This is a genomic window from Wolbachia endosymbiont (group A) of Nomada flava (assembly GCF_964027055.1).
Classification (GTDB): domain Bacteria; phylum Pseudomonadota; class Alphaproteobacteria; order Rickettsiales; family Anaplasmataceae; genus Wolbachia; species Wolbachia pipientis.
Genome location: NZ_OZ034725.1, coordinates 468,263 through 493,880, shown reverse-complemented (window position 1 = coordinate 493,880; position 25,618 = coordinate 468,263). Strand labels below are relative to the sequence as shown.

Annotated in this window: 20 protein-coding genes and 2 pseudogenes; 14 read left to right on the top strand and 8 right to left on the bottom strand. The window is 35.5% G+C overall.

What is annotated here, in order from left to right:
• Window positions 1–265: 265 nt before the first annotated feature.
• Window positions 266–2,143 carry an ankyrin repeat domain-containing protein gene (locus AAGD70_RS02585; protein WP_065094599.1) on the top strand — a complete coding sequence of 626 codons (1,878 nt, stop codon included), beginning with the start codon at window positions 266–268 and terminating at the stop codon, window positions 2,141–2,143.
• Here AAGD70_RS02585 and sdhA read toward each other — a convergent pair.
• Window positions 2,115–3,920 carry a succinate dehydrogenase flavoprotein subunit gene (sdhA, locus tag AAGD70_RS02580; RefSeq protein ID WP_065094600.1) on the bottom strand — a complete coding sequence of 602 codons (1,806 nt, stop codon included), beginning with the start codon at window positions 3,918–3,920 and terminating at the stop codon, window positions 2,115–2,117. The two genes, AAGD70_RS02585 and sdhA, sit on opposite strands and share 29 nt — an antisense overlap.
• Window positions 3,921–4,103: 183 nt before the next feature.
• Here sdhA and AAGD70_RS02575 point away from each other — a divergent pair, with 183 nt between their 5' ends.
• Window positions 4,104–4,250, top strand: a complete 147-nt coding sequence (locus AAGD70_RS02575; RefSeq protein WP_156518125.1) for a hypothetical protein — start codon at window positions 4,104–4,106, stop codon at window positions 4,248–4,250.
• Window positions 4,251–4,298: 48 nt separating this feature from the next.
• Here AAGD70_RS02575 and AAGD70_RS02570 read toward each other — a convergent pair whose 3' ends face one another.
• Window positions 4,299–4,424, bottom strand: coding sequence for a hypothetical protein (locus tag AAGD70_RS02570; protein ID WP_281173531.1), 126 nt, complete (start codon window positions 4,422–4,424; stop codon window positions 4,299–4,301).
• Between the two features lie 678 nt (window positions 4,425–5,102).
• Between AAGD70_RS02570 and AAGD70_RS02565 the strand changes: the two genes are divergently transcribed.
• From AAGD70_RS02565 to AAGD70_RS02550, 4 genes are all read left to right on the top strand, one after another.
• Window positions 5,103–5,615, top strand: a complete 513-nt coding sequence (locus AAGD70_RS02565; protein ID WP_065095339.1) for a hypothetical protein — start codon at window positions 5,103–5,105, stop codon at window positions 5,613–5,615.
• Window positions 5,584–5,844, top strand: a complete 261-nt coding sequence (locus AAGD70_RS02560; RefSeq protein WP_065094602.1) for a hypothetical protein — start codon at window positions 5,584–5,586, stop codon at window positions 5,842–5,844. The genes AAGD70_RS02565 and AAGD70_RS02560 overlap by 32 nt, the downstream gene beginning before the upstream one ends.
• Window positions 5,816–6,292, top strand: coding sequence for a hypothetical protein (locus tag AAGD70_RS02555; protein ID WP_065094603.1), 477 nt, complete (start codon window positions 5,816–5,818; stop codon window positions 6,290–6,292). Before AAGD70_RS02560 ends, AAGD70_RS02555 begins: the two co-directional genes overlap by 29 nt.
• A gap of 313 nt (window positions 6,293–6,605) precedes the next feature.
• The gene (locus tag AAGD70_RS02550; RefSeq protein ID WP_065094604.1) at window positions 6,606–9,701 is read left to right on the top strand and encodes a hypothetical protein; all 3,096 of its coding nucleotides are present in this window, start codon (window positions 6,606–6,608) and stop codon (window positions 9,699–9,701) included.
• Window positions 9,702–10,323: 622 nt separating this feature from the next.
• On the opposite strand, the gene AAGD70_RS02545 is transcribed toward AAGD70_RS02550, so the two are convergent.
• The 4 genes from AAGD70_RS02545 to AAGD70_RS02530 all read right to left on the bottom strand — a co-directional run bounded on the left by AAGD70_RS02545 (window position 10,324) and on the right by AAGD70_RS02530 (window position 14,448).
• Window positions 10,324–11,892: a hypothetical protein gene (locus AAGD70_RS02545; RefSeq protein ID WP_065095340.1), complete on the bottom strand. Its 1,569-nt coding sequence runs from the start codon at window positions 11,890–11,892 to the stop codon at window positions 10,324–10,326.
• Window positions 11,893–11,945: 53 nt separating this feature from the next.
• Window positions 11,946–12,512 carry a hypothetical protein gene (locus tag AAGD70_RS02540; RefSeq protein ID WP_341814097.1) on the bottom strand — a complete coding sequence of 189 codons (567 nt, stop codon included), beginning with the start codon at window positions 12,510–12,512 and terminating at the stop codon, window positions 11,946–11,948.
• Window positions 12,513–12,742: 230 nt separating this feature from the next.
• Window positions 12,743–13,408 (bottom strand): hypothetical protein, encoded by a 666-nt coding sequence (locus AAGD70_RS02535; RefSeq protein ID WP_341814096.1) that lies wholly within the window; start codon window positions 13,406–13,408, stop codon window positions 12,743–12,745.
• A 158-nt stretch (window positions 13,409–13,566) separates the two neighbouring features.
• Window positions 13,567–14,448 (bottom strand): Rpn family recombination-promoting nuclease/putative transposase, encoded by an 882-nt coding sequence (locus AAGD70_RS02530; RefSeq protein ID WP_065095473.1) that lies wholly within the window; start codon window positions 14,446–14,448, stop codon window positions 13,567–13,569.
• 120 nt (window positions 14,449–14,568) lie between these two features.
• Here AAGD70_RS02530 and AAGD70_RS02525 point away from each other — a divergent pair, with 120 nt between their 5' ends.
• The 5 genes and pseudogenes from AAGD70_RS02525 to AAGD70_RS02505 all read left to right on the top strand — a co-directional run.
• Window positions 14,569–15,486, top strand: coding sequence for a helix-turn-helix domain-containing protein (locus AAGD70_RS02525; RefSeq protein ID WP_065095433.1), 918 nt, complete (start codon window positions 14,569–14,571; stop codon window positions 15,484–15,486).
• A 171-nt stretch (window positions 15,487–15,657) separates the two neighbouring features.
• The gene (locus AAGD70_RS02520) at window positions 15,658–16,314 is read left to right on the top strand and encodes a RadC family protein (RefSeq protein WP_065095434.1); all 657 of its coding nucleotides are present in this window, start codon (window positions 15,658–15,660) and stop codon (window positions 16,312–16,314) included.
• A 99-nt stretch (window positions 16,315–16,413) separates the two neighbouring features.
• Window positions 16,414–17,595 (top strand): hypothetical protein, encoded by a 1,182-nt coding sequence (locus AAGD70_RS02515; RefSeq protein ID WP_065095186.1) that lies wholly within the window; start codon window positions 16,414–16,416, stop codon window positions 17,593–17,595.
• 65 nt (window positions 17,596–17,660) lie between these two features.
• Window positions 17,661–18,575: a helix-turn-helix domain-containing protein gene (locus AAGD70_RS02510; protein WP_065095187.1), complete on the top strand. Its 915-nt coding sequence runs from the start codon at window positions 17,661–17,663 to the stop codon at window positions 18,573–18,575.
• A 25-nt stretch (window positions 18,576–18,600) separates the two neighbouring features.
• A pseudogene (locus AAGD70_RS02505) lies at window positions 18,601–18,963 on the top strand (helix-turn-helix domain-containing protein); the annotation flags it as partial.
• Between the two features lie 23 nt (window positions 18,964–18,986).
• On the opposite strand, the pseudogene AAGD70_RS02500 reads toward AAGD70_RS02505, so the two are convergent.
• Window positions 18,987–19,811: pseudogene (locus AAGD70_RS02500) on the bottom strand (IS5-like element ISWpi1 family transposase).
• A gap of 80 nt (window positions 19,812–19,891) precedes the next feature.
• On the opposite strand from AAGD70_RS02500, the gene AAGD70_RS02495 reads away from it, so the two are divergent.
• Together AAGD70_RS02495 and AAGD70_RS02490 are read left to right on the top strand one after the other, a co-directional pair.
• Entirely contained in the window at window positions 19,892–22,645 is a 2,754-nt protein-coding gene (locus AAGD70_RS02495) for a tetratricopeptide repeat protein (RefSeq protein WP_065094676.1), read from the top strand.
• Window positions 22,626–23,276: a tetratricopeptide repeat protein gene (locus AAGD70_RS02490; RefSeq protein WP_082941392.1), complete on the top strand. Its 651-nt coding sequence runs from the start codon at window positions 22,626–22,628 to the stop codon at window positions 23,274–23,276. The genes AAGD70_RS02495 and AAGD70_RS02490 overlap by 20 nt, the downstream gene beginning before the upstream one ends.
• A gap of 75 nt (window positions 23,277–23,351) precedes the next feature.
• Here AAGD70_RS02490 and odhB read toward each other — a convergent pair whose 3' ends face one another.
• Window positions 23,352–24,524, bottom strand: a complete 1,173-nt coding sequence (odhB, locus tag AAGD70_RS02485; RefSeq protein WP_065094674.1) for a 2-oxoglutarate dehydrogenase complex dihydrolipoyllysine-residue succinyltransferase — start codon at window positions 24,522–24,524, stop codon at window positions 23,352–23,354.
• 768 nt (window positions 24,525–25,292) lie between these two features.
• Here odhB and AAGD70_RS02480 point away from each other — a divergent pair.
• Window positions 25,293–25,421 carry a hypothetical protein gene (locus AAGD70_RS02480; protein ID WP_281173538.1) on the top strand — a complete coding sequence of 43 codons (129 nt, stop codon included), beginning with the start codon at window positions 25,293–25,295 and terminating at the stop codon, window positions 25,419–25,421.
• The last annotated feature ends 197 nt before the right edge of the window (window positions 25,422–25,618 follow it).

Sequence of the window (25,618 nt, the reverse complement as noted above, 5' to 3'; positions counted from 1 at the left end):
ACCTGCCTTTCTATCTGTATTTCAACTACATATAGCTAAAAGTAACTTAGGTTTACTGAAATATGTTTATGGTTAATTATAGGCGATATCTTGAGTTGTCATTCCAGCGCGTGACGCTGGAATCCAGATTTTTTAGACTGGATCCTATGGTCAAGCCATAGGATGACAGAAGCGGTCTTTGTTAGCTATATACAACGTTTGACTTAATTAAAAAAATTGAATCTTAGCTGACAACTTAAATAGCTTTTAATATTGAGGTTTTAGTATGGATATAGATCTAAACGCACTAACTACTAATGCAAAAAAATTAGATGAATACATAGATAAAAATGAAAAGCAAGAGCGGGATAGAAAAGACGAACAATTGTATGGCATTATAGAGAGAAAGGTAAAAAAAGAAGAACACAAGCGTGAAAAACCAAGAGGTCAAGATGGAGCTCTCAAGGAGTGTAAAAGGTTATTCAAGGAAGGTGCTAGCCCTGAAGTATTAACTAAATTAGAAGAATCACTTAGAGAACAAGAAAAATATTATAGGTATTATGTCCAATGCTTCCTTCCAGTGCTAGATAAAGCAATAAAACGATCGAAAAAAATATCAAATGAAACAAAAGAACGAGTAAAGCAAGTAATTTCAGAAATTACTGATAATAGCAAATATTGTTCTAATAGTATTACCCACAACAAAAATGATCGTAGGAATAGTGAAGATAGTGAAGCAGAAAGTGGCTACGGTAGCGATATTGAAGATGATCATAAAGTAGAAATAAGCAACGAAATAACAAATAGCAATGCTCTATTACTAAAAGCGATCAAAAATGGAAATAACAGGAAATTTAAAAAATATCTAAAAGATTGTACGGATATTAATAGTATGAAAGGTGAAAAAGACAACAATATTTTACACCTTATCGTGTCGTTGGAAAAGAAACAGAAATGCAAGTTTCTAGGTACCCTAATAAAAACGGTCACCGAGGAAGATTTAGCACAACTCATTAATAGTAAAAATCAGGAAGAACAAACGCCTCTTCATCAGCTGCTTCAGCATATAAAAGGAAAGAATGAGGATCGATCATGTACAGATAGAAAATTTGAAAAAACTAAAAGGTATGAAACCCTAGAACTATTGCTAAAAAACGGTGCAGATATTACTGTGCAAGATAAAGATGAAAAAAATGCTCTGCACTATATTGCTTCATTCAAAGGAGAACAAAAAGTTACATGTTTGGAATTGATTTTAGGTTTAGTAAAAAATGGAACAATATCTAAAGATAAATTAGGTAAAGCTATAAATGCTAAGAATGGAGAAGGGAACACACCCCTAGAATTGGCATTAAAGAAAAAAGCAGAAAAAAGAAGTATCGAATACCTACCGCAAGGAACAATTTTTGATACAGCAACTGCTTATGACAATACAACAAAATTTTGTACAATGCTGCTAGAAATAGGCGCTGATCCCTGTTCTCTGGAGCTGAAAGATCCAAAATTCCATACTAAAAAGTACTATTTAACTTTACGAGATCTAAAAGATTATTCAGGGACTCCACAGAAAGCACAGGAGAAAGCTAAAGAACTAAAAGAGAAGCTTGAAGAAAAATACCACTGTAAAACTGCTTCAAAAAAATGCAAGTCTGGCATTAAAGAAGCAGGTTCTGGTATAAAAAAAGGAGTATCTGCTGTAGCAGGATTCATAGATCCAGCAAAAAGGACCCGCGAACTGTTAGCAATCACGATAACGATTACTGTTATTGCAATGGTAACATTTGCTTTCTTTCAGGGTCAAATGGCAATTGGAGCAGCCATTCCTATCATAGCTGTTGCTGGAGTTATATGCCTTACTTTAACTTTAGGATTTAGTGGTATTAAGAAACTTTTTGAAAAATCAACCAACAAAGCACAGGACACATTTAACGACAAAAACCGCTCTAATTCAACAACAGAGCAGAATCAAGCTTCGAAGAACCTTGTTAATAATGATCAACAGAATTTAAGAAATGAGACTAAAAATCAAGCAGTACAAGAGTCACCAAATCAACCAGAGCATACAGAAAACCCAGCTACTAAAATGAGCGATGTATCAATACTACGTCAATTCATGAATAAGCTAGATGGGCTGACTAATAAACCCTCTTCTCTGGCGCTATGAAATCAATCTCACCGCTCAGAGTTTTTTCAGCCACTTTTTTATAATCAATTTTTACGTTAATTTGCCCTTTCTTTTCTTCAAGCCACGCTATAGTGTGCTTCATCCAGTTTTTGTCATCACGTTCAGGAAAGTCTTCACGAGCATGGGCACCTCTGCTTTCCTCGCGATTAGCTGCGCATTCCATGGTAATAACCGCTTGTGGGATCATGTTAGCAAGCTCCAGTGCTTCAACTAAATCACTATTCCACATCATACTGCGATCCTCAAGTGAAATATCAGGCATCATTTTTGCTACCTTTTTTATAGCTTTTTTGCCTTCTTCTAAAACTTCAGCAACACGGAAAACTGATGCGTATTTTTGCATAGTGTTCTGCATTTCACTGCGTATTTTTGCTACTTTTAGCCCACCAGAAGCAAATCGCATTTTATTGAATCTATCTACTATCCAGTCTGTGCAGTCTGAATGCAATTTTTTATGTGGTGTACCGGATTTTAGTTTCTCTCTTGCTCTGAGCGCTGCAGCTCTGCCAAAAACCACAAGATCAAGAAGCGAGTTAGAACCAAGTCGATTTGCACCGTGCACAGAGACGCACGCAGCTTCTCCAATTGCAAATAGTCCATCTACCACTTCTTCCTTACCTTGCTTCAGCGTGATCACTTCTCCATGATAATTGGTTGGAATGCCACCCATGTTGTAGTGAACAGTCGGAATGACCGGTATTGGATCTTTAGTGACATCAACTCCAGCAAAAGTTCTTGCGGTTTCGCTGATGCCCGGCAATCTGAGCTTTATTACTTCCGGATCAAGATGCGCTATAGTTAAATACATGTAATCTTTTTTCGGTCCAACTCCCCTTCCCTCTCTAATTTCAATTGTTATTGCACGACTTACCACATCACGGGAAGCTAAATCTTTTGCTTTTGGTGCGTAATGTTTCATAAACTTTTCGCCCTGAGAATTAACGAGGTACCCCCCTTCACCACGGCATCCTTCTGTCATCAAGCACCCTGAGCCATATATTCCTGTTGGATGAAATTGTACAAATTCCATATCTTCAAGCGGTAATCCAGCCCTTACTACCATGCCATTACCATCACCTGTGCAGGTATGCGCACTTGTTGCAGAGAAATAAACACGTCCATATCCACCTGTTGCTAGCACCACTCTATGCGCACGAAATTTATGTAATGTACCGTCGCATAGCGACCAAGCAAGAACTCCGCAGCATGCTCCGGTTTCGCTATCCATAATTAAATCAATCACAAAGTATTCAACAAAAAATTCAGCGTTGAATTTAAGACACTGCTGATATAGAGTGTGAAGGATTGCGTGCCCAGTTTTATCTGCCGCCGCACAAGTGCGTTGAGCTGATTTTCCTTTACCAAAGTGAGTTGTCATTCCACCAAAGGAACGCTGGTATATTTTGCCATCTTCTGTACGAGAAAAAGGTACGCCAAAATTTTCAAGTTCAATAACAGCTTTAGCAGCGTTTTTACACATATATTCTATTGCATCTTGATCACCAAGCCAGTCTGAACCTTTTATTGTGTCATATGCATGCCAGCGCCAATCGTCTTCACCGATATTACCTAAAGCTGCACTAATTCCGCCTTGTGCTGCAACTGTATGACTTCGTGTAGGGAAAATTTTAGAAATGCAGGCAACTGAAAAATTAGTTGCAGCCATCCCAAGCGTTGCTCTGAGCCCTGCTCCACCTGCACCTACTACTACCACATCATACTCATGTTCTATGATCTCATACGCTGACTTATCCATATTTACTTATTTTATCATTACAGGCTTATGATATCACAGAAGTAGAAAAAATCTATACAAGTTTTCTGTAGCTATATCGCTGCGGTATTTCATAATAGATCCCGCTAACACGTAGCGGGGTGACAGCAGTCCTACGTCATACCGCCGCAGTATCTCAACCACTAACACGTAGCGGGATGACGGTTGTCAGGGTGTCATCCCAGCGCCTCTATGACGTCATCCCAGTGCTTGACACTGGGATCCAGCTTTTTTGTAATTTTATTGAAAATGTTGTATAGTCGTTTGTTTACAATCAATTTTTCTGGATCCCAGTGTCAAGCACTGGGATGACACCCTACTTAGCCGTCATACCGCGATTCATTTGCGGTATCTCATCCGCTAACAAGAGATCCCGCTAACACGTAGCGGGATGACGAGCTTATTGTCATGCCGCCGCGAACCGTCATACCGCCACGAACCGTCATACCGCGATTCATTCGCGGTATCTCTAGATCCCGCTAACAAGCAGCGGGATGACGATTGTCGTTTAGCTATAAATATTTAAGAAATTTACCAAATAAAAAAAAGGCAAAAGAAGCCCTGGTCATTATCTATTTTCAGTATTGGCGTTTTTTAAGTCTTAAACACTGCAATTTAGCTGTTTTTAAATGCAACTAACCTTAGCTATAAATGTTTAAGAAATTTACTAGGCAGAAAAAAAAGGCAAAGAAAACCTAGGGTAGCTAGCATTCAAATTCTCCCTTGTTCTATTTGACGTCTTTTGATGTCTTAAACGCTTTATAAGCGCGTTTCGGCTTGTATAGGTAGAAACCCAGAAGTTTTATAAAGACATGAGGTGCACATAGTGCAAAAAATTAAGCATGATTTACGCCAAATACAAAGTTCCCTTTGTCGTTTTAATCTGCAGATTGCGAAGATAAATAAATAGCTTCAGTTTCATGACGTGTATAACAATGTTACAAAAAATAATATCATAGAATTCAATAGGATAATCCCTAGAGAATTACTCATCTACAAAAAGCCAAATCGTGTTAATTCTGTTTAGATGTAAAAGATAAGCTAAATCTTTACAAAGAAAACATCTCAAGCAGCAAGACACCTTTGATTGAAAGAGAGCACCAAATTTATGGTGAGCAACTGCGCTACAACTAAATCGACAAATCTTAATAGGGGAAAAACATTATGAAAACGTCAAAACTGACATTAGTATGTGATATATATGAGTTAACAAATAAAGATAGAAAGAATATACAAAAACTAGCAAGAAAAATAGAGGAAGGGAAAGGTATTGCTGGAAGGTTCAGAAATGGAATATTCAAAAAGTCCAGCTATAACGCAAGTACGATTCTTTTAGCGAAAATAGCTTACAAATATCAGGGTAGAGAGGAGACATTGTCACTACTACATTATGCTATAAGTCATAAAAATAATCAAGCTGTAAAAGATCTTTTAGAAGAAGCCAAAAAACAAAAACTATTAAAGGAAGTTCTGAATGAAGAGATGACCACAAAACATTCAGATGGTCGGGAAGAAACTCATACAATACTTACAGATGCTATATCACGTAGAGACAATGACATGATTAGAGCAGTGTTAAAGATCTCTGAGGAAAATGGTATCTTGAAAGAGATTGTCAAAAAAAGAATAACGATAAAACATTCAAATGGCAAGGAAATCCCCATTCACCTATGCTGAAGCGTGTGAAAATAGTGAAGCTGTAAGAGAACTGGGAAATATTCTTAATAAGAGAGCAACCCAGCAGTCCACTGTTGTAACAGCCAAAACTACTACAGTTAGAAGTGAAAAAGTGCTTCAAGATACTATCGGTAATATCGAGACACCGGCTAACGCATGTGAAAATAGTAATAAAAGTAGTCTTGAAGAATCTATAGAACATGAATACCTTAAACCATGCGAAAAGTAATACAATAGCTATAAAAGATATCGCTACTTCAATAGAAAAGCTTGATAATGCTGGAATATGCGAAAAAAATGAAACTGCCGCAAAAGAAGCTGCTATACAAGAGCAAAAAGTTTTTAGCAATGCGGATTCAGCAGAAGCTAAGAAACCTTTGGAAGATGTTCTTAATGAGAAAACAACCATAGGGCAGCAGGTTGTAACAGGCAAAAGTGTGCCGGCTGAAGAGGAAGTGCATGAAGTATGTAATAAACCTGTAATTGTTGGTGTAGTGTTATTGGCAAGTGGTGTTGCATTGTATATCATGAAAATGCCTGTAGTAGCAGCGGTTGTGGGAATAGTTGGATTAGCTTGTATAGGTCTTGCGCTGTATAATATCATAAATCCCAACACCAAGCTCGAGAAAGTAGAGGAACAATCGATTACTGCTCATCCTCCTTTGAAGACAATATAAACAAGATAATTTCTTCTATACGGACCTCAATGGTGTATGCCTTCAACAAATGGTCAAGTTTTAACTCAAAATATTAAAAAACTAAGCAAAAAAAAGTGTTGACTTGTAATTTAATGATAATTAAGGTATGCTTAATTGATAATGGGGGTAATATGCTAAGTTTTTTTGATAAGCCATTTGAAGAGCAAGTAGAAAAATAATAAAAATTGAAAATGCAGAAGGTTTAAGGCTATTACAAGCATTAATTGGTGTTAGAAGTTCAGCTACATTTATAAAATATTACTCAGGTTTTATAATAACTAAGATCAACATTATGTATGCAAGACTTTATGGTGAGTATAAGCTGAAAGAGTTTTGCCTTGAGGAGTATGAAAAAGTCTTAGATGCAAAATTTCGAGAGATGGATAAAGATATAATGGGTGAATTAGTCAGCAAAGATAAAAGTTTTAAAGATAGAGATTTTGATAAAATAATACCCGATAGTGTAGGATTAAGGAAATTATTAAATGATAAAGCTAAGCTAGTTAAAGATAGTATTAGGGAAGATTTAAAGGAAGTGGTATTGGAATCTGTTCAGGATAGGAATAACAGAATCAAAGAATCAGCTTCTATTTCAGACTACAGACATTGTGGTAGTGATAGACAGATTATTGAGTATGTGCGTAATACGGATATAACAGGGCTATGTACCATGGGTTATGAGCAAGTTTTAGATATCTATGATAATATTGCTAGAAAAACAATAGAAGAGATAGACAATGAAATCATAAGTACGGTCATCGAAAGTCCAGGGCAAGAAAAAGGGTTAGTGAAAGCAGATGCAGTAGTTGAAAATTTGAAAGGAGAAGTAGGTAGAATAAATGGGCAGTTAAAATCTGTAACAAAAGAGCATAAATTGTATGAAAGTGAGATCAATGAGTATTCTAATTTCATAAAAGGGGTAAAAAATCATACTATTTTATTAGATTGGTACAATGAACTGCTAAAGCAAGTAAAGGAAGATTCAGACAAAAATGCAGCACATGTATTGCATAATTATAATAAGTCTGAGTTAGATACGAATGTAAATAACTGGTTGATTGATCAAATTTTTGATAAGGTACTGGATAACAAGTTAGAGGAACTGAGGAAAACATATCAAGTTGAGAAGGCTGACATTGAGTATCCCGAGGGTAAGAATTCTTTAAAGCAAGAAGTTAGAAAGGTGTCACAGCCTGTTATATTGGATCCTAAAAAATTTGTTAGTGCAATGCAAAGTGCGCCAAGTGAGTTAAGGAGTAATAAAGAAAGGGTAAGCAAAGTTGTAATTGATGAGATTAAGGCTATAGAGACTCTTGTTAACGAAACAAAAGAAACTTTAGAGGAATTATCATTAAAAGCAACTGAAGATTGGAAAAAAGATGAAAGTAACGAATTAAAGGTTAGAAATTTTTTAACAATACTATCACAAGAATTAAGTAAAAGTATCTTAAAACTCTCTAACACAGAAGATCATTTATTAGATTTACAGAGCAATACTCTAGAATCTGTGAAACATACACTATCTAAGTGGGTAGAAAACGAGGATAAATTTATAGAAAAAATCCTTGTTGAAGTATTGAAGAAAAGAGAGTATCACAGGTTAGCATTAACACTAACCATTCAATTAATAGAACCACACAATGTAATAGAGGTAGAACAAGACATTTTAGATACTATATTGCTTAAAGCTATAGAAAAAGACAAAAAAGATATGGCATTACTCTTGATATGTAATGGAGCTAACATTAATAAGTCTGGTGTTACTACAGGACTAGGTGGTGAGTTATTAGAAACAGTAGCGGTGGAAGAAATTGCACGTTTGTACAGAGAAATGCCAGTAATTGGAACAAAATATAGGAAAACAAAAGATGGAGATTGGGAAATAACCGGATTCACCGTAACGCAACCTCATACACGTAAACTGAGTGAAGATGAAAAAATTATAGAATTCTGTAAAGTTATTAGTTTAGAGGAATTAAGTGAACTATTTCCTGAAGATTCCTTTCCAAAAAAATCAAGTGATATTGCTATTGATTACAGGAAAAAAATATCTGAAGGTAAATTAGAAAGAGTCAAAGATGCAAAACAAACAGGGATGGAACAAGTAACACAACATTTAGAAGCAAAAGAGCATAAGAAATTAATACGTAATTGCTCCATAGGTGGTGTAGGTGTTGGTGGTGGGGCAGCAGCTATTGGTTATTCTTTTGCCCTCTTTAGTGGCCCAATAGCTATTGGTGTTTTTGCTGGTATTTTGGTGCTTAGCTTAGCTGGTTCCCAAGGATATTATAAGCTTTTCAAAGAGAAAAGTGATCTTGTAATAAGTAGGGACGATATTAAGGATTTAAATCAAGCAATTAACTTACTTGAAGAGTTGTTACAAGAGAATATCTTGTTAGGGGCCAATAATACCATCTTAAAAGAAATAAGGCAGGAAAAAGAAGAAATAAATAAGGGCAAGGAGAAGTTGATAAATATCTCAAAGCTTAAAAGGCTTGTTTCAGAAATTAAAGTAAAAGGACAGAAGGACGCGATATTCAAAGAAAAAAAATGGAAGGATGATGCAAAGCTTATTGCGTTATTAATCGCAGATTTTGAATTTGAGCTTGATGCAATAAATAAAATAGAAGGAATAACATTTGAAAAGTTTGCAAAAGAAATTATAGAAAATAGAAGAGATTACATACAAAGCTTAAAAGAGCAGGATATAAAGGATAAAGAGCGTGAAACAATCAAGATACTTTCAACTGAGTGTAGTAAACAAGCAAGTTTATTAAACATAATAGCACGAAAAGCAAAACAGGACAAAGAAAAAGGCAGACAAGAAAAAGAGGAAGTGCGGGCAAGAGTAAAAGCTGTTCGTTTAATGTATAGTAAAGCCTCCAATTTTAAAATACCTGTAGAAACGATAATACAAAATCAGAGTGTGCAAGAATGCTTAGAGCAGCAGTGTACTTTTCTAGTGTTAAATACAGACTATGCAGAGAAATTTAAGGACATCTTTGGTAAATATAAGAGCTTCAAAGAAGAGTTAAAGAGTAAACAATCTATTGGTAAGGAAGAATTTGATAAATTGTCAGAATTAGCTGATGAATTTAATAGAGCAAACAAAAACTTTACTCAGCGTAAGGATAAGGAAAATGAATCTGTAAAAGATAACTTAAGATTTGATGATGAGGCTATCAACGAATTGAGATCCCATGTAATTGAGGAAATAAAACAGGCAAGAGCAGCTGCGGAGGAGGAAATAAAAGTATTAAGAGAGGAACAGAAAGCAGCTGAGGAAATAGTGATGCAATTACAAATGTCAGGTTCAATACAAACACCAAGTTCTGCATTTAATAATGTCACTAATGAACCAGTTGCAGGTCCTTCTTGGCGAATATAAGGGTTTTGGAGTTTCTATAGTGTGAAAGGTTTGAATTTGTAAATATTATTTTATATAGCCTTTCTACCATAGAGAATATCAAAAAATTACTTTTTATAAAAACACAAGTTTATTAGCATCGCAAAAAAATTAAATATTTACTTTCTCCAAAATTGTAAAAAAGTGCGTATATTCGTGAGAACTTGTTTGGTGAAAATAGGGTTATAAAAATAAAAACGTAAAATTATTGCAACAAAGTTAGGCAAATTAGTGCGTATGTAAATTTAGTAAAAGTAGGCTAGTATAGCTGGTTTTGCGGTATAGTGGAATTATTATATAGCAAAGTTCGCACAGATCTAGTGGTAGACCAATTGATTCCAAAGAAAAATGTTCTCACGCTCATTGATTTTAACCACTGAAAATGGTCACATTGTTTAAATTTATTAATGCTATATACTACCAAATTAATAGTTGCTCATTTAAGAACCTCCTTCAACTTTACCCAACTCGACACATATACTTTTTGAAACATTGCTGCAAGTAGAAAAAAACAGGTTACCCATCTTAACTTCTTTAAATTTGCTCACAATCTCTACTTGATGCATAAGGTTTTTGTTACACTCCTTTCATCTACCGATTACCTCTACCTACCGCCTTTACCTTTGCTAAGGTCAGAAATACGACTAGCTTCAGGACCTTCTAAACTCGACTGTGGCAGGCCACCAAAATTACTGGAATCACTAACACTAAGCGATATAGGTGCTTCTACTGGTCCACACCCTCCTCCCACTCTGTGATATCCTAATTCTAGATAAGTACGTAGTAATTGATCAATTTGTTCTCTATTTTGAATGTATGCTTGCAATTGCACATCTTGAAATCCCGGATCATTCCTGAATAATTGTGAAATGCTCACTCTTATGTTCTGAAAGTAATTTCTATCTCTGTTTGGGTGGCCTCTTCCAAGAAAATCACGCATAATATTTACAACATTCTGAACTTGTTCTCCAGGATTTTCATTTAGGACTCTATTAATATCTGTAGCATTTTCTAATGCCCATAAACCACAATTCCAACCATCTGTTTGCTGACGAACAGAAACATTATTAATCCTGATATTATTTCCTAAGTTATTTTGAATGATATCGATAATACCACCTGGAACAGCAGTAGCAGTTGAATCAGCATAGTACCCAACATAGTTCCCATTTTGACGTTCAATCACTAGTGTAACCCAATGAGTATTATTTAAAGTAATGATTAAAGTTAAACGCTGTTGTTCTTCATTTTCCCTAAATTGATTTAATACTCTAACAATGTGCTCGTTACCGTCATTCCTTGCCAAATTAGCTACTTCAAAAGTGTGATTACCTTCAGTACGAAGCTGATATCGCAATCTTCCAGCGTAAGCTATATCAATTTGTTGAAGCCAGTAATCATAATGTCCATTTCTCGTCGCAAATTCTAGTGTAAGTAGATCATTTACTTCTATCCCTTGATTTCCAAGAATATCTCTTATTTGTCTTCGTTGACCATGTGCTACTTGCGCAAAATTGACAAGATTATCAAGTTGTGCACGCTGGTTTTGATTGAGTTGTATTCTATTTATTTGCTTAATTGTCATGTTATTTCCTAGAAGTTGCCTAAGAAAATTGATCTCAGATGCTGAATACTTGGCAAATTTATCTCTATCTCTAAAATCCTTTTCACGAATCGCCTCGAATACTGTTGCAATTGCCTCTCCCTGACTCTTGCCCTTTCCATGCATGCATACTTTGTATTGCTCAAAATTTAGGTCTTCTTCCCTTAAATTTGGATTTTGCCGTCTAATCTCTCGCACTAGAGCATTTCTCTCCCTTGTACTGAACCTCAACCCATCACTATTAGAACGATCAGAAATACTGTAGCATCTGACAACTTGCTGTCCGTCACGATAAACAGCAACTTTTAGGTTTGCCGTATTTCGATTTTCACCATTACGTGGATTAACACCATGGTTATCAAAACGAAAATAGACTCTCTCATTTGCATTTAAGATATTAGCATCATGTGCAGTAGAAAACATACTAAAAAAGAATACAGGAAGGAAACGACCTGCACTTACATGATACAAGAAAGATGGACATTGATCTAAAAAAGATTCAAATCCTTGTCTGAATCCTTCAAGATCTCCATCCACCAAACTCCTAATAAGTCCATCACCATTACTCATACAAAATACCCCTTATTTACTACGACCAGAAACACCAAGAGTTCATAAGTGGATTACTTATTACCACTAAGCGTAAAGACGCTTTTTTTCTTATAAGAAGAAACACCACTTACACTAGGAGTTCCAAGCTCAGACTGCGGACTATCATCAACTGGCAAAGTTGTTTTCTTACTACCATGAGCTTTAGATCGTGATCGCAAATTACTGCAAGGACCATCACCTACAGGACCAGGTGGTAAAATTGTTTTCTCTAACTCAGAGAATAATTCTTCTGCAAACAGACCGTAATCTACATTTACTCTTTTACCTTCCCTACCGCATAATCTAAGGTCTCTTATTATTAGTTTTTTAAAGAGCTCAAACTTTTCAGGAAAGCAATCTTTGGCAAATGACATCATATCTAATATTTCTTTTTTCTCTATTTCTTTTTCTTCATCAGTCTTATAAATGTCTTCTCGTCTCCAATTGACTATTAACTCTGCAAATACACCACTTGTAGGAACTGTATAATTAGAAGTATTAACAGCAGCTTTTCTGTATTGATACAAGCTACCACATTCCCAAAATTCCATAATAAGAGATCTAGCTTGAACATTTGATTCAGGATTTTTCAACATCACATCTGAAAGAGAGGAAAGAAAAAGCTCATAGTCTCGCTGTGAGAATATTTTGTCCGAACAGTCTCCTCCTGCTGAAACTTCTTTATAACACCAGCACTGTACCAAATCATGAACCGTATCAAAAAAACATGACTCTATTAATTCAGCAAAAAGGGAATATACTCCTTTATCTTTCTGTGATAATTTCTGTAAAAGAGTATCTTTATCGACTATCTTATTTACACAAAAATCTAAAATAGGGGCGTCTTTCTCAACAGATTGAGGACGAGAAAGAGCAAGAATAGCTTCTGTGAGCTTCTTTTCCTTATCTTCTTCTTTTCCTTATCTTCTTCTTTTAAATGATTATAAAAATGCTCTACCCCTTCACTCCACTTAAGTTTTACAGCACTATCAAAACCTTCTACTGCATCATACTGCTTTAATTCCCCAGATTCTCTATCAATCCAGAAACTTAATACAGGATCTTCCCTTTTCATACCGTTCAACAATGAGTTTCTTATGTATATGTCAGTTACAGGATTACCATAACCATCAACTGCATTCGAGGAAAAACTACCTTTGTAAGATTCAAACTGCTCTTGAAAGAGATGGTGAATTTTATCTACTACGCAATACCTACAAGCTATATCATATTCTGAAAGTGGATTATCTACCCCACCTATTTTCTCTTCAGTAAACCTTTGACCTAAAGCAGCATTATCCAACCTTACACCTGACCAGCAACCTTCATCTTGGAATACATTACGCAAAAACTCCAGCTTATCATCCTTGAAGTATTTTATATGCTCCATAAAGTTGTCATGAAGGACTCCCACCCATCTCTTGATAGCTGACTTCCTCCCGGCAGTAACTGTTGGATCTGGATGTTTAATAGCTTCCTGTAATTTTTTGGACATCGTAGCCCGAAGCTCTTTCTGTGTTGGCATTAACCCCTCCTATTAAGTATTAACAGTGTTATGTAAAATAAGACATTATACAGACATTATACAGACATTAGAATGGATTGCAATATTAAAATTACTAGAATAGAGAGTTTAATAAAAAAACGTTATGGCTAAAACTTCTTTTCTTGAATTTTCTCAATATAATCAACAGAAAGACCAGTAGTTTGAGTTATAATGTCAATAGAAACTCCTGCTTTAAGTAGATTCTTTGCGACCTCAATTTTCTCTGCTTTTCTGCCTTTTTGATGGCCGATTTGGATGCCTTCATGAAGTTTTTCTTCAAGACTAGATAAATAATCATCGGTACGTTTCTTAGCTTGGTCATAAGCAAGACGTTCTTTTTTACTCCAATTATATTGGTTCAGCTCATCATAAGCCCTGCCAATAATTAAATCACTTCCTATTATTTTTTTTAGATCCTCTTCACTTGTTTCACCGGCGTGTTTAAAAAAATAACACCATTTCTCTACTATATTTTCTAATTGATCTTCTCTTTTTTTAAATTTAGGTAACTCTATAAAAGTAAAACTAAAGTCTCTGAGATCATGTTCAAAGGTCATCTTATCAAAAGTAACGTGATCAGACTTATAAGCCAGCTTATTAGGAAATAAGATGAAATCAGCAATAGCAATAAAGATAACGCCTTTAAGATCATGATACTGATCACCTACATCAGCTTGACTTGAATAGGCCTTAGCGGCATAGTATTGGGCACGTTTTTCAAAGCCAGTAGTTTTAGCGACTTGCATCTCAATTATTGTTTTTATTCCTGTAGAATCAACACAGAGAACATCAACAATGCTTTGCTTTTGAGAGGCGATGACAGGGTCTTGAATGGGACTGAGAAAGGAGACATCTTTAATCTTATTGTCATCGGTAAGACCTAGTATATCATTGAGAAAGTGAATAAGAATATCTTTATTTTTTTCGGTACCAAAGATACGGCGAAAAGCTATATCATTGCGAGCATCAAGAAACTTGGAAAGAGCCATGAGAAAGTAAGATAAAAAGCATTAATAATTATACACAATTGTGAAGAAATATTCAACTAAAATTGAAACGTAGAAGTTTTTGTATATCTTTATTTGGTAGTATTAACCTGTATAATATTTATGGCAAATACCTTGATAAAGTATCAGATAGCACAAAAAGTAAGGAGCTGGAGGTTAAAGCGAGGTTATACTCAAAAAGATTTAGCGGGAAAAATTGGCGTAACGTATCAAATAGTACTACAATATGAAAAAGGAACACGTAAAATTTCGATTGAAAAGTTGTATGCTATAGCAGAGATATTGTCGATTGGTATTGTAGACCTAATTCCTGTATCAAATGAAAAAATCTGTTTTGAAGATGAGGGAGAGAAAATATTAAATCTAGTAAGAAAATATAAAACGATTAATGATCAGGAATTACGTAGAATGTTTTGTTTACTAACCAAATTTGTTCAAGTTAGTGAGAAAAATAGTAAAAAAACGGAGAGAATAAAAATTGCAAAAGGTCTGGTTAAAGGAGGAGTTTCTGTTGATATTGTTGCAAAAACAATTGGTCTCTCTGCTGATGAATGTGTTGAAGAAAAAGGAGGTTCTATTTACTGCCAAATAGGAAAGAAGATAAAAGAATGGAGACTAGTGAGAGAGTATACTCAAAAGGATTTGGCTGAGAAAATGGATACAACACGTGACGAAATAAGCAACTATGAACAAGGACGTGTGGCTATTCCACTGGAAAAATTGTATACAATAGCGGAAACATTATCGATTAATATTACAGATCTACTAATAGAAGAAGATGAAGGTAGTAAAGTGGAAAATGAGCTACCTGATTTGATTAAAGAATACAAAGAAATTGAGAGCCAAGAACTACGTAATGTACTAATAAAATCTATGTTTAAAAGCATACAAATTTGTGAGGAGAAAATTAGAGAAGAAGAAAGAATCAAAATTGCAAAGAACTTAGTTAAAAAAGGAATTTCTACCGATATTATTTTGCAAATAACAGGCCTCTCTTTAGGCGAAATTCAACAAGTTTAAAATAAAAAAATCACCATATATTAATATCTTCACCTATTCATGAAAAAATAAGTAAAAAAGATTGAAAAATTGATTTGACTTCACTCGGAAGCTATGGCTCTATGCCAATGCTGATAAAAAAACAGCAGTAAATATTTAAAAAAAGTTTGTTGTTAGTGAAGGGTAAATTATATGAATAAAAGTAAAGAGGAAATAGAGTTCAGAATATTAGAAAGCAAAGGCAAAGCATTACTTGATCGTGAAATAATGGAAACGTTTCTAAGTGCAGTACATGAAAGGCCACAAGCTCAAGAAATTGCTAAAAATCTGGTGAATACTTATACAGGAGTAGGAAGGATTTTAGGCCGAGAAATGGATGACCTGAAAGTTATAGAAGGAGTAACTGATTCTGCAGTAGCAATGATTATGTGTGTTAAGGAAACACTAGAAAGGGTGCTCAGAGAAAAGCTTAAGAGTGAGCCAATAATGGACTTACAAGGGCTAGTAGAGTATTTGAACGTAAGTATAGGACACTCAGAAAGGGAATGTGTAAAAATACTGTATTTGAATAAGAGGCGCCAATTAATCGGAGAAGAATCCTATATTGGTGAAATGGAAAAAGCACCAGTATACATAAAGGAAATTATAAGAAAAGCATTAATAAAGAATGCAACATTAGTAATAATGTCACACAACCATCCTGGGGGACGCTTAGAACCATCAGAAGAAGATCAAGAAGTAACGAAGAGCTTAGCAGCAGCATGTAGTACTGTAAGCGTTAGATTATTTGATCATATTATTATCACAAGTGGAGGCTATTTCAGCTTTCGAGAAAACGGATTGTTATAGTAGAAAGTATTTGCAAATCTACTCACTATAATTTATAATGAGTAGTAGAGTGTATAACAACTATACACTTAAAAAGTATATTTAATAGCGGAGGCTAATATGGGTAATAAGATAATTGTACCTTTTAATGATAAAAAGGGAGGTACTTACGAATTAAACATTGATCTTGATAAATTATCAAAAGGTGAGATGTTGAATGCTATTATAGGAATTGGTCGTGCTAAAGAGCAGTCCACTTTTGTAAGCAAAATTAATAAGGCTAAAAAACCTGGAGAAGTGCCCTTCCCTAATAGAGACGTTCAAATCAACTACGGAAAGGGACTTGATTATATATATGGCACAAAACCTATAAGTGATCAAGAAGATAAAAATCCATTTACCTCTGCCTTGCAAAAAATAAAGCCAAGTAGAGGTGAAAGTGAAAAGTTGAGCTGGTTTAAGAGTACTGTGGTAAGAGCAAAAAGTCCAAATGAACTGCACAAGGCTGTAGACGAAGCACTAGCTGCTGGAGCAAGGCTAAATGCATGTAATGATGGGGAATGGAGTTTTGCAGAATATGTAGTATTAGGTACACATTTTCACAGATTAGAAAAAAGTGATCGAAAAAAGCTAATACGTAAATTAATGCTAAGCGGTGCAGAGTTTCATGATACTTTACTGCAGAATAAACTGATAGGTGAAATCTATAATGAGCTACAGCCAGAAGTTCAGCCACAGATAGATAAGCAACTAGAAGAGCTAGAGGAAGCTGGCGAAAGTGCTGTTCAAGAAGGATCCTTAATAGATTTCGAGATAGACAATACAACATCATATATAGAATTTTCTGATGATAGCAAGGTAGAGGTAGCCAAAATACTGGAAGCAAACAGAGGTTTAATTTTAAGAATGGGCAATAATGCAGTAGAGGTTAAAAGCGAGAAAGGAGATATAAGAAACTATACTGATATGTCAGATGGAAGCTCTATTGTATTAGAATTTCCTACGAGCATTGGTAAGCTAAATGTTATATTGTACCACGATGTAAAAAAATATGATCAAGTACAAGTCAGAGTAGAAAACAAGGAAATGTGGGCTGAGTTACAAAAAAGAGGCGAAGAAATAGGAAAAAATTGCCTCTTTGGGGGAGTAAAACTTAAAGAAGCAGTAGAGAGAGGTAGTTTCACTAGATGTGGCATATGGAGTGAAAAGTATGCTATAAAAGAGATTAGCAATGATGAAGTATTGTCTTCATGGGTAAATAGGGTATTTGGAGGTAGTAAAGAAACCTTTAGGGAACTTTAATTCATTTATTTTAAGGTTCCAGAGTTTACTGGAGCCTTTGAGCTATAGTAGAAAATATTATATATATGGTTTTTTGCGTGGAAAAAAGTCTAGACTATGAAGTAGGGCAAAAATTGAAAAGTTGGAGGTTAGAGCGAGGGTATACTCAAAAGGATTTAGCGGAGAAAATTGGTGTAAAGTACTGGGTAATACTGCAATATGAAAAAGGGAACCGTAGAATTTCAATTGAAAGGTTGTATGCTATAGCTGAGACACTATCAATCAGTATTACGGATCTTATTCCTGTATCAAAAAGCTGTCTTGAAGATGAGGGAGAAGAAATATTAAACCTAATAAGAAAATATAAGAAGATTAACGATCAGGAGTTACGTAAGATGTTTTGTTTGCTAACCAAATTTGTCCAAGTCAGTGAAAAAAGTAGTAGAAAATCGGAAAAAATAAAAATTGCAAATGGTCTGGTTAAAGCAGGAATTTCTGTTGATATCGTTGCAAAAACAATTGGTCTGTCTGCTGATGAATGCGTTGAAGAAAAAGGAGGTTCTATTTACTGCCAAATAGGAAAGAAGATAAAAGAATGGAGGCTAGTGAGAGAGTATACTCAAAAAGATTTAGGAGAGAAAATGAGTACAACCCGTCACGAAGTAAGCAACTATGAACAAGGAAGGACTGCTGTTCCACTTGATAAATTATATGAAATGGCAGAAGCGTTATCGATTAATATTACAGATCTACTAATAGAGAAAGATGAAGGTAGTACAGTAGAAAATGAGCTACCTGATTTGATTAAAGAATACAAAGAAATTGAGAGCCAAGAACTACGTAATGCATTAATAAAATCTTTATTTGAAGGGATGCATATTTGCGAAGAAAAAGTGAGGAAAGCGGAAAGGATCAAAGTTGCAAAGGATTTAGTAAAAGGGGGAATTTCTATTGATATTATTTTGCAAATAGTTGGTTTATCCGCTGATCAAATTGCATGAAAATTTATTTCTAAGTAAGGTATATATGTTTGTTTCTGTAAGAGATATTAGTTCTATAAGTTATAAAATAGGGCAAAAAATAGAAGATTGTAGATTAATGCAAAGGTGTACTCAAGCAGAGTTAGCAAGTAAAATCGGATTAGCATATAAAGAAGTAACCAATTATGAAAATGGGTATATTCCTATTCCGATTGAAGTACTATATGTAATAGCAAGAGTACTGTCAGTTAATGTTGTAGATCTATTACCTAAACCAATAACAGTAAGGGAGTATGAAGATGAAGACGAAGAAATACTCTATCTAACAAAAATATATGAGAATCAAAAGTTAGGCAAAATAGTACCTTCATTAGTCAGGTTTGTTCATATTAGCGAGAAAATCAATCAGAGGTTGTCCGGAAACAAGTAAATTCAAGCATATTCCCTCTTTAACATAACCCTACTCATAGCTAGGTATATGAAATTCTCAGTGGATGTTGTGAGTAAATCATACTCCTTCGATAGCCTTCTATTCCTATTAACCCAAGCAAAAGTCCTTTCTACAACCCATCTTCTTGGCTGTACTTTAAACCCTTGTTCTCTTGTTGGTAGTAGCTCAGGTGGCGTATCTTTGTGCACCCAAAATCTACATGGAGGCCTTTTAACAATTTCAATATCTATGTCATATTCTTCCTTTATGTGATTCTTTAAATTTCTTCCTTGGTATCCCATGTCAGCCCACATTTTTTTAACTTTAGTATATTTTGTTCTCATATTGTTTAATGCTATTTTAATACCATCTCTATCATTTTCGTTAGCAGCGCCTACGTAACAACCTAGTATAAAACCCTGAGTGTCTGTAATTATATGCCTTTTTCTACCCTTTACTTTTTTACTTCCATCATAGCCTTTGATCCCCCCTTTTCTGTAGTCTTTACAGATTGACTATCTACTATACAGGCACTCGGCTGCTCATTCCTTCCTATTTTTCTTCTACTATATTTCATAATTCATTTTCTCAAAAATTCCCTGCTTCTTCCATTGCCTGAACTGCTCATACACAGTCTTCCATAGCGGAAAATCATTTGGTAAATACCGCCATTGACACCCTGTACGCAATACATAGAAAATTGCTTCTAATATTTCTCTTTTGCTATACTTTGGCGGCCTTCCTCCTTTCTTGTATGATACTCTGAAGTGTTTTTCTATTCTTGCCCATTCCCTTTCGCTTAGATCTGTTGGATACTTTTTTCTCATCTTTACCCCGTACTAAAATTTCAGATATTATAGCCTTTTACTTGTTTCCGGACAACCTCTTAGGAGGCTTTCGATTTGATGTGAGAAATCCAGTAGGATCGTTCACTGGAAGGACAGAAGAATTACGAGAACTACACAAATTAATACAAAAAAGTCAAGGTGTAGCCACAGTAATATCACAACTAGTTTCTATCTGTGGTTTGGGAGGAATAGGTAAAACTGAACTAGCCAGAAAATATATTGAAAAGCACAGTAAAGATTATGACAACAATATTATATGGATAAATGCTGCAACCTATGAAACTATAGTGCAGTCTTTTTTCAGATTAGCTAAAGGTCTTTTAGGCATTCCTACAGAAGATAGGGATATTGAATATATTGTAAGAGATATATATGCTTTTTTTGCCAAGAGAAAAAGTCTCTTTGTTTTCAATAATGCAGAAAAATATAGAAGTGAAGGTCAAGATGCTGGTATTAGTCAATTTTTACCGTCCCACTTTTTATCATCTGATGATAATAAACCTAGTGTTCTGATTACCTCTCGTAATCAGAAGTGGGGAGATATAAAACCGTTAACATTGGGTACATTTACCGAACCAGAATCAATAGACTTCATTAAAAAAGCACTGGGTATAAAAGATGGATCACAAGAAAATGAAATAAAGAGTTTAGCAGAGACATTACAGCATTTTCCTTTAGCTCTGCAGCAGGCAGTTGCATATATAAAAGAAAGGGATATAGCATTAAAGAATGTAGGCCTGAGGTTTGAAATCAGTGATTATTTAAAGAGGTATAAAGAGGAAGCAGAAAAGTTACTTGATTTTGAATTTCCTGAAAACAGCAATGATAGTTACACCGAGACAACTTTTATAACCTGGAGAATTACTATTAATAAAATCAAAGATAACCAAGAGTACGGCCAACAAGCCAAAGAAATTTTAGATACCATCGCCTATATTGCTCCTGACAACATTCCTGTAGAAATGTTTTTAGGATTAGAGCGCAATAGAGAAAAGTTAGGTGATGCTATCCAACTACTTAAGCAATATTCAATGATCAACTCAGGAGAAGAGCAAAATTTAGTCAATATTCACAGGTTAGTACAGCAAGTAATAAGGATAGAGTTAGAAAAACAAGGCAAAAACAAAGTTGTGAAAAAGACTTTTGAATTACTAAAAGAAAGCTTCCCTGACGACAGTGATAAATTAGAAGATTATGCTAAGAAGCGACAATTATTGCCGCACTTAGAAGCGTTTTTATCACATATAGATAATTGGCTAGCAAAAAATCCTTCAGAAAAACAAACAATAGAAAAGGATTATCTTGTGTATTTGTTAATATGGATGAACGATGGATACCATGACTTGGGTAATCCCAGAAGACAAAAGGAGCTGCTTGAACAGGCTTTATCTATCTTTAAGAAATATTATGGGCCTTATAATTTTCAAGTTGCTATAGCGCTGGCAAATCTAGGTATCGCTTATGGGGATCTGGGTAATCATAGGAGACAAAAGGAGTTACTTAAACAGGCTTTACCTATTCTTGAGAAACATTATGGCTCTGACCATTTCCAGGTTGCTATTATACTGACAAACCTAAGCAACGCTTATGGGGGTCTGGGTAACCCTCAGAAAGCAAAAGAGTTACTTGAACGGGCTCTAGCAATTCAAGAGGAACATTATGGGCCTGATCATTCCCAAGTTGCTGTTATATTGACAAACCTCGGTATCATTTATGGGAATTTAGGTAACTATGAAGAAAAAAAGGAGTTGCTTGAACGGGCTTTAGCAATTCAAGAGAAACATTATGAGCCTGATCATTCCCAAGTTGCTAGCACATTAGTAGGTCTAGGTACCTCTTATAGAGCTTTAGGTGATTCTCAGAAAGCAAAAGAGTTACTTGGACGGGCTTTACCTATTCTTGAGAAACATTATGGCTCTGATCATTTTCAAATTGCCATTGCATTGATAAACCTCGGTATTGTTTACGGTACCTCAGGTGATCCTCAGAAACAAAGGGAGTTGCTTGAACAGGCTTTACCTATTCTTGAGAAACACTATGGCTCTGATCATTTTCAAGTTGCCATTGCACTGACAAATCTAGGTAATGCTTATGGGGATTCAGGTAATCCTAGTAGGCAAAAGGAGTTGCTTGAACAGGCTTTACCTATTCTTGAAGAATACTATGGTTCTGATCATTTTCAGGTTGCCATTGCATTGGCCAATCTAGGTGATGCCTATGGGAATTTAGGTAATTCTCGGAAAGCAAAAGAGTTGCTTGAACGGGCTTTAGCAATTCAAGAAAAACATTATGGACCTGATCATTTCGAAGTTGCTAGAACATTAGTGAGCTTCGGTACCACTTATAGGACTTTAGGTGATCCTCAGAAAGCAAAAGAGTTACTTGAACAGGCTTTAGCAATTCAAGAGAAACATTATGGATCCGATCATTTCCAAGTTGCTATCACATTGACAAACCTAAGTAACGCTCATGGAGATTTAGGCAATCTTCAGAAAGCAAAAGAGTTGCTTGAACGGGCTTTAGCAATTCAAGAGAAACATTATGAGCCTAACCATTTTACAGTTGCTATAATACTAAAAAACCTAGGCGGAACTTATGGAGACTTAGGTGATTCTCAAAAAGCTAAAGAGTTGTTTGAACGGGCTTTACCTATTTTTGAGAAACATTACGGTCCTGATCATCTTGAAGTTGCTAAACTATTGGCAAACCTAAGTATTACCTATGGGGATTTAGGTAACCCTCAGAAAGCAAAGGAGTTGCTTGAGCAGGCCTCATTTATTCTTGAGAAGCATCATGTCCATGATTACTTCTAAAGTTGTTGAACTATGGGAAATTCTAGGCCCCGCTTATGGGGCTTCAGGCAGTCCCCAGAAGGCACAAAAATTTCTTGAGCAAGCTTTGCCTGTTTTTGAGAAATATTATGGCCGTGATCATTTTAAAGTTGCTAAAGTACGAGTGAGTCTCGGTAACGCTTACAAGGATTTATGTAACCCTCATAAAGCTAAAGAGCTGCTTGAAAGGGCTCTAGCGATTCAAAAGAAGCATTATGGGCCTGATCATTTTGAAGTTGCTAGAACACTAGCAAATCTAGGTAATGTTTACAGGGATTTAGGTAATCCTCAGAAAGCTAAAGAGTTGTTTGAGCGGGTTTCACCTGTTTTTGAGAAACACTATGGTTCTGGTCATATTCAAGTTGCTAAGCTACTGGTAAGCCACGGTGGCACTCATGGGGATTTAGGTGACCATAAGGAAAAAAAGGAGCTACTTGAACAGGCCTTTCCTATTTTTGAAGAACATTACGGCCCTGATCATCCGGAAGTTGCCAAACTACTGGCAGACTTATGTGAAGTTTATGGTACCTTAGGTGACCACAAGAAACAACAGGAGTCGTTTGCACGGGCTGTATCTATCTTTAAGGAACATCAGAGTCCTAATCATTTCTGAAGTTGCTAAACTGCTGGCAGAATTAGACAAAGTTTAGGTTTTGAGCAATACTAGACTAACAACAACTCATTTGAGCTACACTTCCAAAACTAATCTGTTTGGATCTTCTATGTAATTTTTTACCTTAACAAGGAAAGTTACTGCTCCTTTGCCGTCAACTATTCTGTGATCGTAAGAGAGAGCAATGTACATCATAGGTCTGATTTCTACTGCATTACCAACAGCAACTGGCCTGTTTTGTATTGAATGCATTCCAAGTATTCCAGATTGCGGAGGGTTTATTATCGGAGTGGAAAGAAGTGAACCGTATACTCCACCGTTTGAGATGGTAAATGTTGCACCTTCCATTTCTGATACTTGTAATTTACCCTCACGAGCTTTTTTGCCAAGAGCAACTAAAGTCAACTCAATTTCTGCAAATGACATCTGATCGGCACCCCGAATAACTGGTACAACAAGACCTTTATCGGTGCCAACAGCAACACCTACGTCATAGTAATGTTTATATATGATTTCATCGCCTGAGATTTCAGCGTTAATTTCAGCAATTTCTTTCAATGCTTGCACCGCTGCCTTTATAAAAAACGACATAAAACCAAGTTTTATTCCATATTTTTTTTCAAAGGCGTCCTTATATTTTGCTCTTAGATCCATGACATTCTTCATGTCAATTTCATTGAACGTGGTCAGTATTGCAGCAGTATTTTGCGATGCTTTCAAACGAGCGGCAATTACTTGCCTTATTTTGCTCATTTTTACTCGTTCCTCTCTTTGCTCTCCATTTACTACACTTTTTGGCAATTCATATTGTTTTATTGCAGGTTGTTCAGCTTTGTTCATATGGCCTATCACATCTGCTTTTGTTATTCTGCCTCCCATGCCAGTTCCTTTGACGCTTTCTGCACTGATTGCATTTTCTTCCATAATTTTACGAGCTGATGGAGCATCTTTTTTAGCAGCACTTTCGCTTTTATCTTCTTTTCTCGCTTCCTTTTTTACTTCTCCCATGGAAAGCTTCGCTAACAATTGATCAGGACTTATTACATCATCTTCTTTTATAAGAAATTCAGTTATTTGCCCTGAAGCTTCTGCAGTTAATTCGAGTGCTGTTTTGTCAGTTTCAATTTCAAAGATCAAGTCATCTACTTTTACTGCTTCTCCAATACCCTTCTTTATTTTTACTATACCTTCTGTAACTGATTCACCACCAAGAGTTTTTGGTGCTCTGATTTCTATAATTTTGCTCATAAAACAACTTCCGTATAAAACTTTCTATAGATTTATACATGAAAAGAGACATGTAATAAACTAATAAATTCATTGAGGCTCTTATCATTTAGAAGTGACAAACGGATAACATATTCCCAAATGTCATTCCAGCACGTGACGCTAGGCCATAAAAATTCCTTGACAAGCTTTGCTAGCCCCCCTATCATGGTACTGAATATTTAGTTATCTTCATCTGTGCAGATTAAACAGCAAAAAAAACAACGTAGTTGGCGTCTTATTTTTAATTTTTTGCACTATGTGCACCGTATGTCTTCACAACATTTCTGGGTTTTTACCTATATAAGCTGAAACGCGCTTACAAAGCGTTTAAGACAGCAAAAAACGTCAAATTGACAAGGGAGAATTTGAATGCTAGCTACCCTGGGTTTTCTTTGCCTTTTTTTTCACTCAGTAAATTTCTTAACGTTTATAATTTAGGTTAGTCGCATTTAAAAGCGGCTGAATCGTAGCGTTTAGAATAAAAAACGCCAATATTTTGAAGTACATATAAATAACTAGTTAACCATGGGGCTTCTTTTGCCTTTTTTTTTATTTGGTAAATTTCTTAAATATTTATAGTTGCAATTTAAGAGCCCGTAAAGGGTGTCATTCCAGTGCTCCTTTTTTTGTCATCCCAGTGCTTGACACTGGGATCCAGTTTTCCATATAATCTCATCGAAAACATTGTATTTTAACGTAAAACATCTATTTTTATGCTTACCAACTTAATAAAATTCCTGGATCCCAGTGTCTGGGCACTTGGATGACACCATTCTTTTTTCTGGATTCCGGACTGGAATGACACCGTCTTGGATGGAAACCAGTGTCAGCTACTTGAATGACGAGAAAGGAGCTACTCGGATGACACCGTCATAAAGGAACCAGTGTCAGCTACTTGGATAGGGGGCACTAGAATCCAGTAAGCTTATTTATGCATGTAAAAGGTTATTATTTTGTAAAGTCAAAGTTGCTTTTGGTTTTAAGTTAAAGTACAATAAATGCAAAGGCTCATATGATGAATTAAACTGGATCCAAGTACTTGAATGACATCAGAGAGAGGGTAACCGAGGTTC

Bases quoted from the DNA above. Each gene is read 5' to 3' on its own strand.
- AAGD70_RS02530 (WP_065095473.1), bottom strand. From the start codon at position 14,448: ATGGCTCTTTCCAAGTTTCTTGATGCTCGCAATGATATAGCTTTTCGC.
- AAGD70_RS02585 (WP_065094599.1), top strand. From the start codon at position 266: ATGGATATAGATCTAAACGCACTAACTACTAATGCAAAAAAATTAGAT.
- sdhA (WP_065094600.1), bottom strand. From the start codon at position 3,920: ATGGATAAGTCAGCGTATGAGATCATAGAACATGAGTATGATGTGGTA.
- AAGD70_RS02535 (WP_341814096.1), bottom strand. From the start codon at position 13,408: ATGTCCAAAAAATTACAGGAAGCTATTAAACATCCAGATCCAACAGTT.
- AAGD70_RS02565 (WP_065095339.1), top strand. From the start codon at position 5,103: ATGAAAACGTCAAAACTGACATTAGTATGTGATATATATGAGTTAACA.
- AAGD70_RS02560 (WP_065094602.1), top strand. From the start codon at position 5,584: ATGGCAAGGAAATCCCCATTCACCTATGCTGAAGCGTGTGAAAATAGT.
- AAGD70_RS02550 (WP_065094604.1), top strand. From the start codon at position 6,606: ATGTATGCAAGACTTTATGGTGAGTATAAGCTGAAAGAGTTTTGCCTT.
- AAGD70_RS02545 (WP_065095340.1), bottom strand. From the start codon at position 11,892: ATGAGTAATGGTGATGGACTTATTAGGAGTTTGGTGGATGGAGATCTT.
- AAGD70_RS02510 (WP_065095187.1), top strand. From the start codon at position 17,661: ATGGTTTTTTGCGTGGAAAAAAGTCTAGACTATGAAGTAGGGCAAAAA.
- AAGD70_RS02525 (WP_065095433.1), top strand. From the start codon at position 14,569: ATGGCAAATACCTTGATAAAGTATCAGATAGCACAAAAAGTAAGGAGC.
- AAGD70_RS02555 (WP_065094603.1), top strand. From the start codon at position 5,816: ATGAATACCTTAAACCATGCGAAAAGTAATACAATAGCTATAAAAGAT.
- AAGD70_RS02520 (WP_065095434.1), top strand. From the start codon at position 15,658: ATGAATAAAAGTAAAGAGGAAATAGAGTTCAGAATATTAGAAAGCAAA.
- AAGD70_RS02490 (WP_082941392.1), top strand. From the start codon at position 22,626: ATGTCCATGATTACTTCTAAAGTTGTTGAACTATGGGAAATTCTAGGC.
- AAGD70_RS02515 (WP_065095186.1), top strand. From the start codon at position 16,414: ATGGGTAATAAGATAATTGTACCTTTTAATGATAAAAAGGGAGGTACT.
- odhB (WP_065094674.1), bottom strand. From the start codon at position 24,524: ATGAGCAAAATTATAGAAATCAGAGCACCAAAAACTCTTGGTGGTGAA.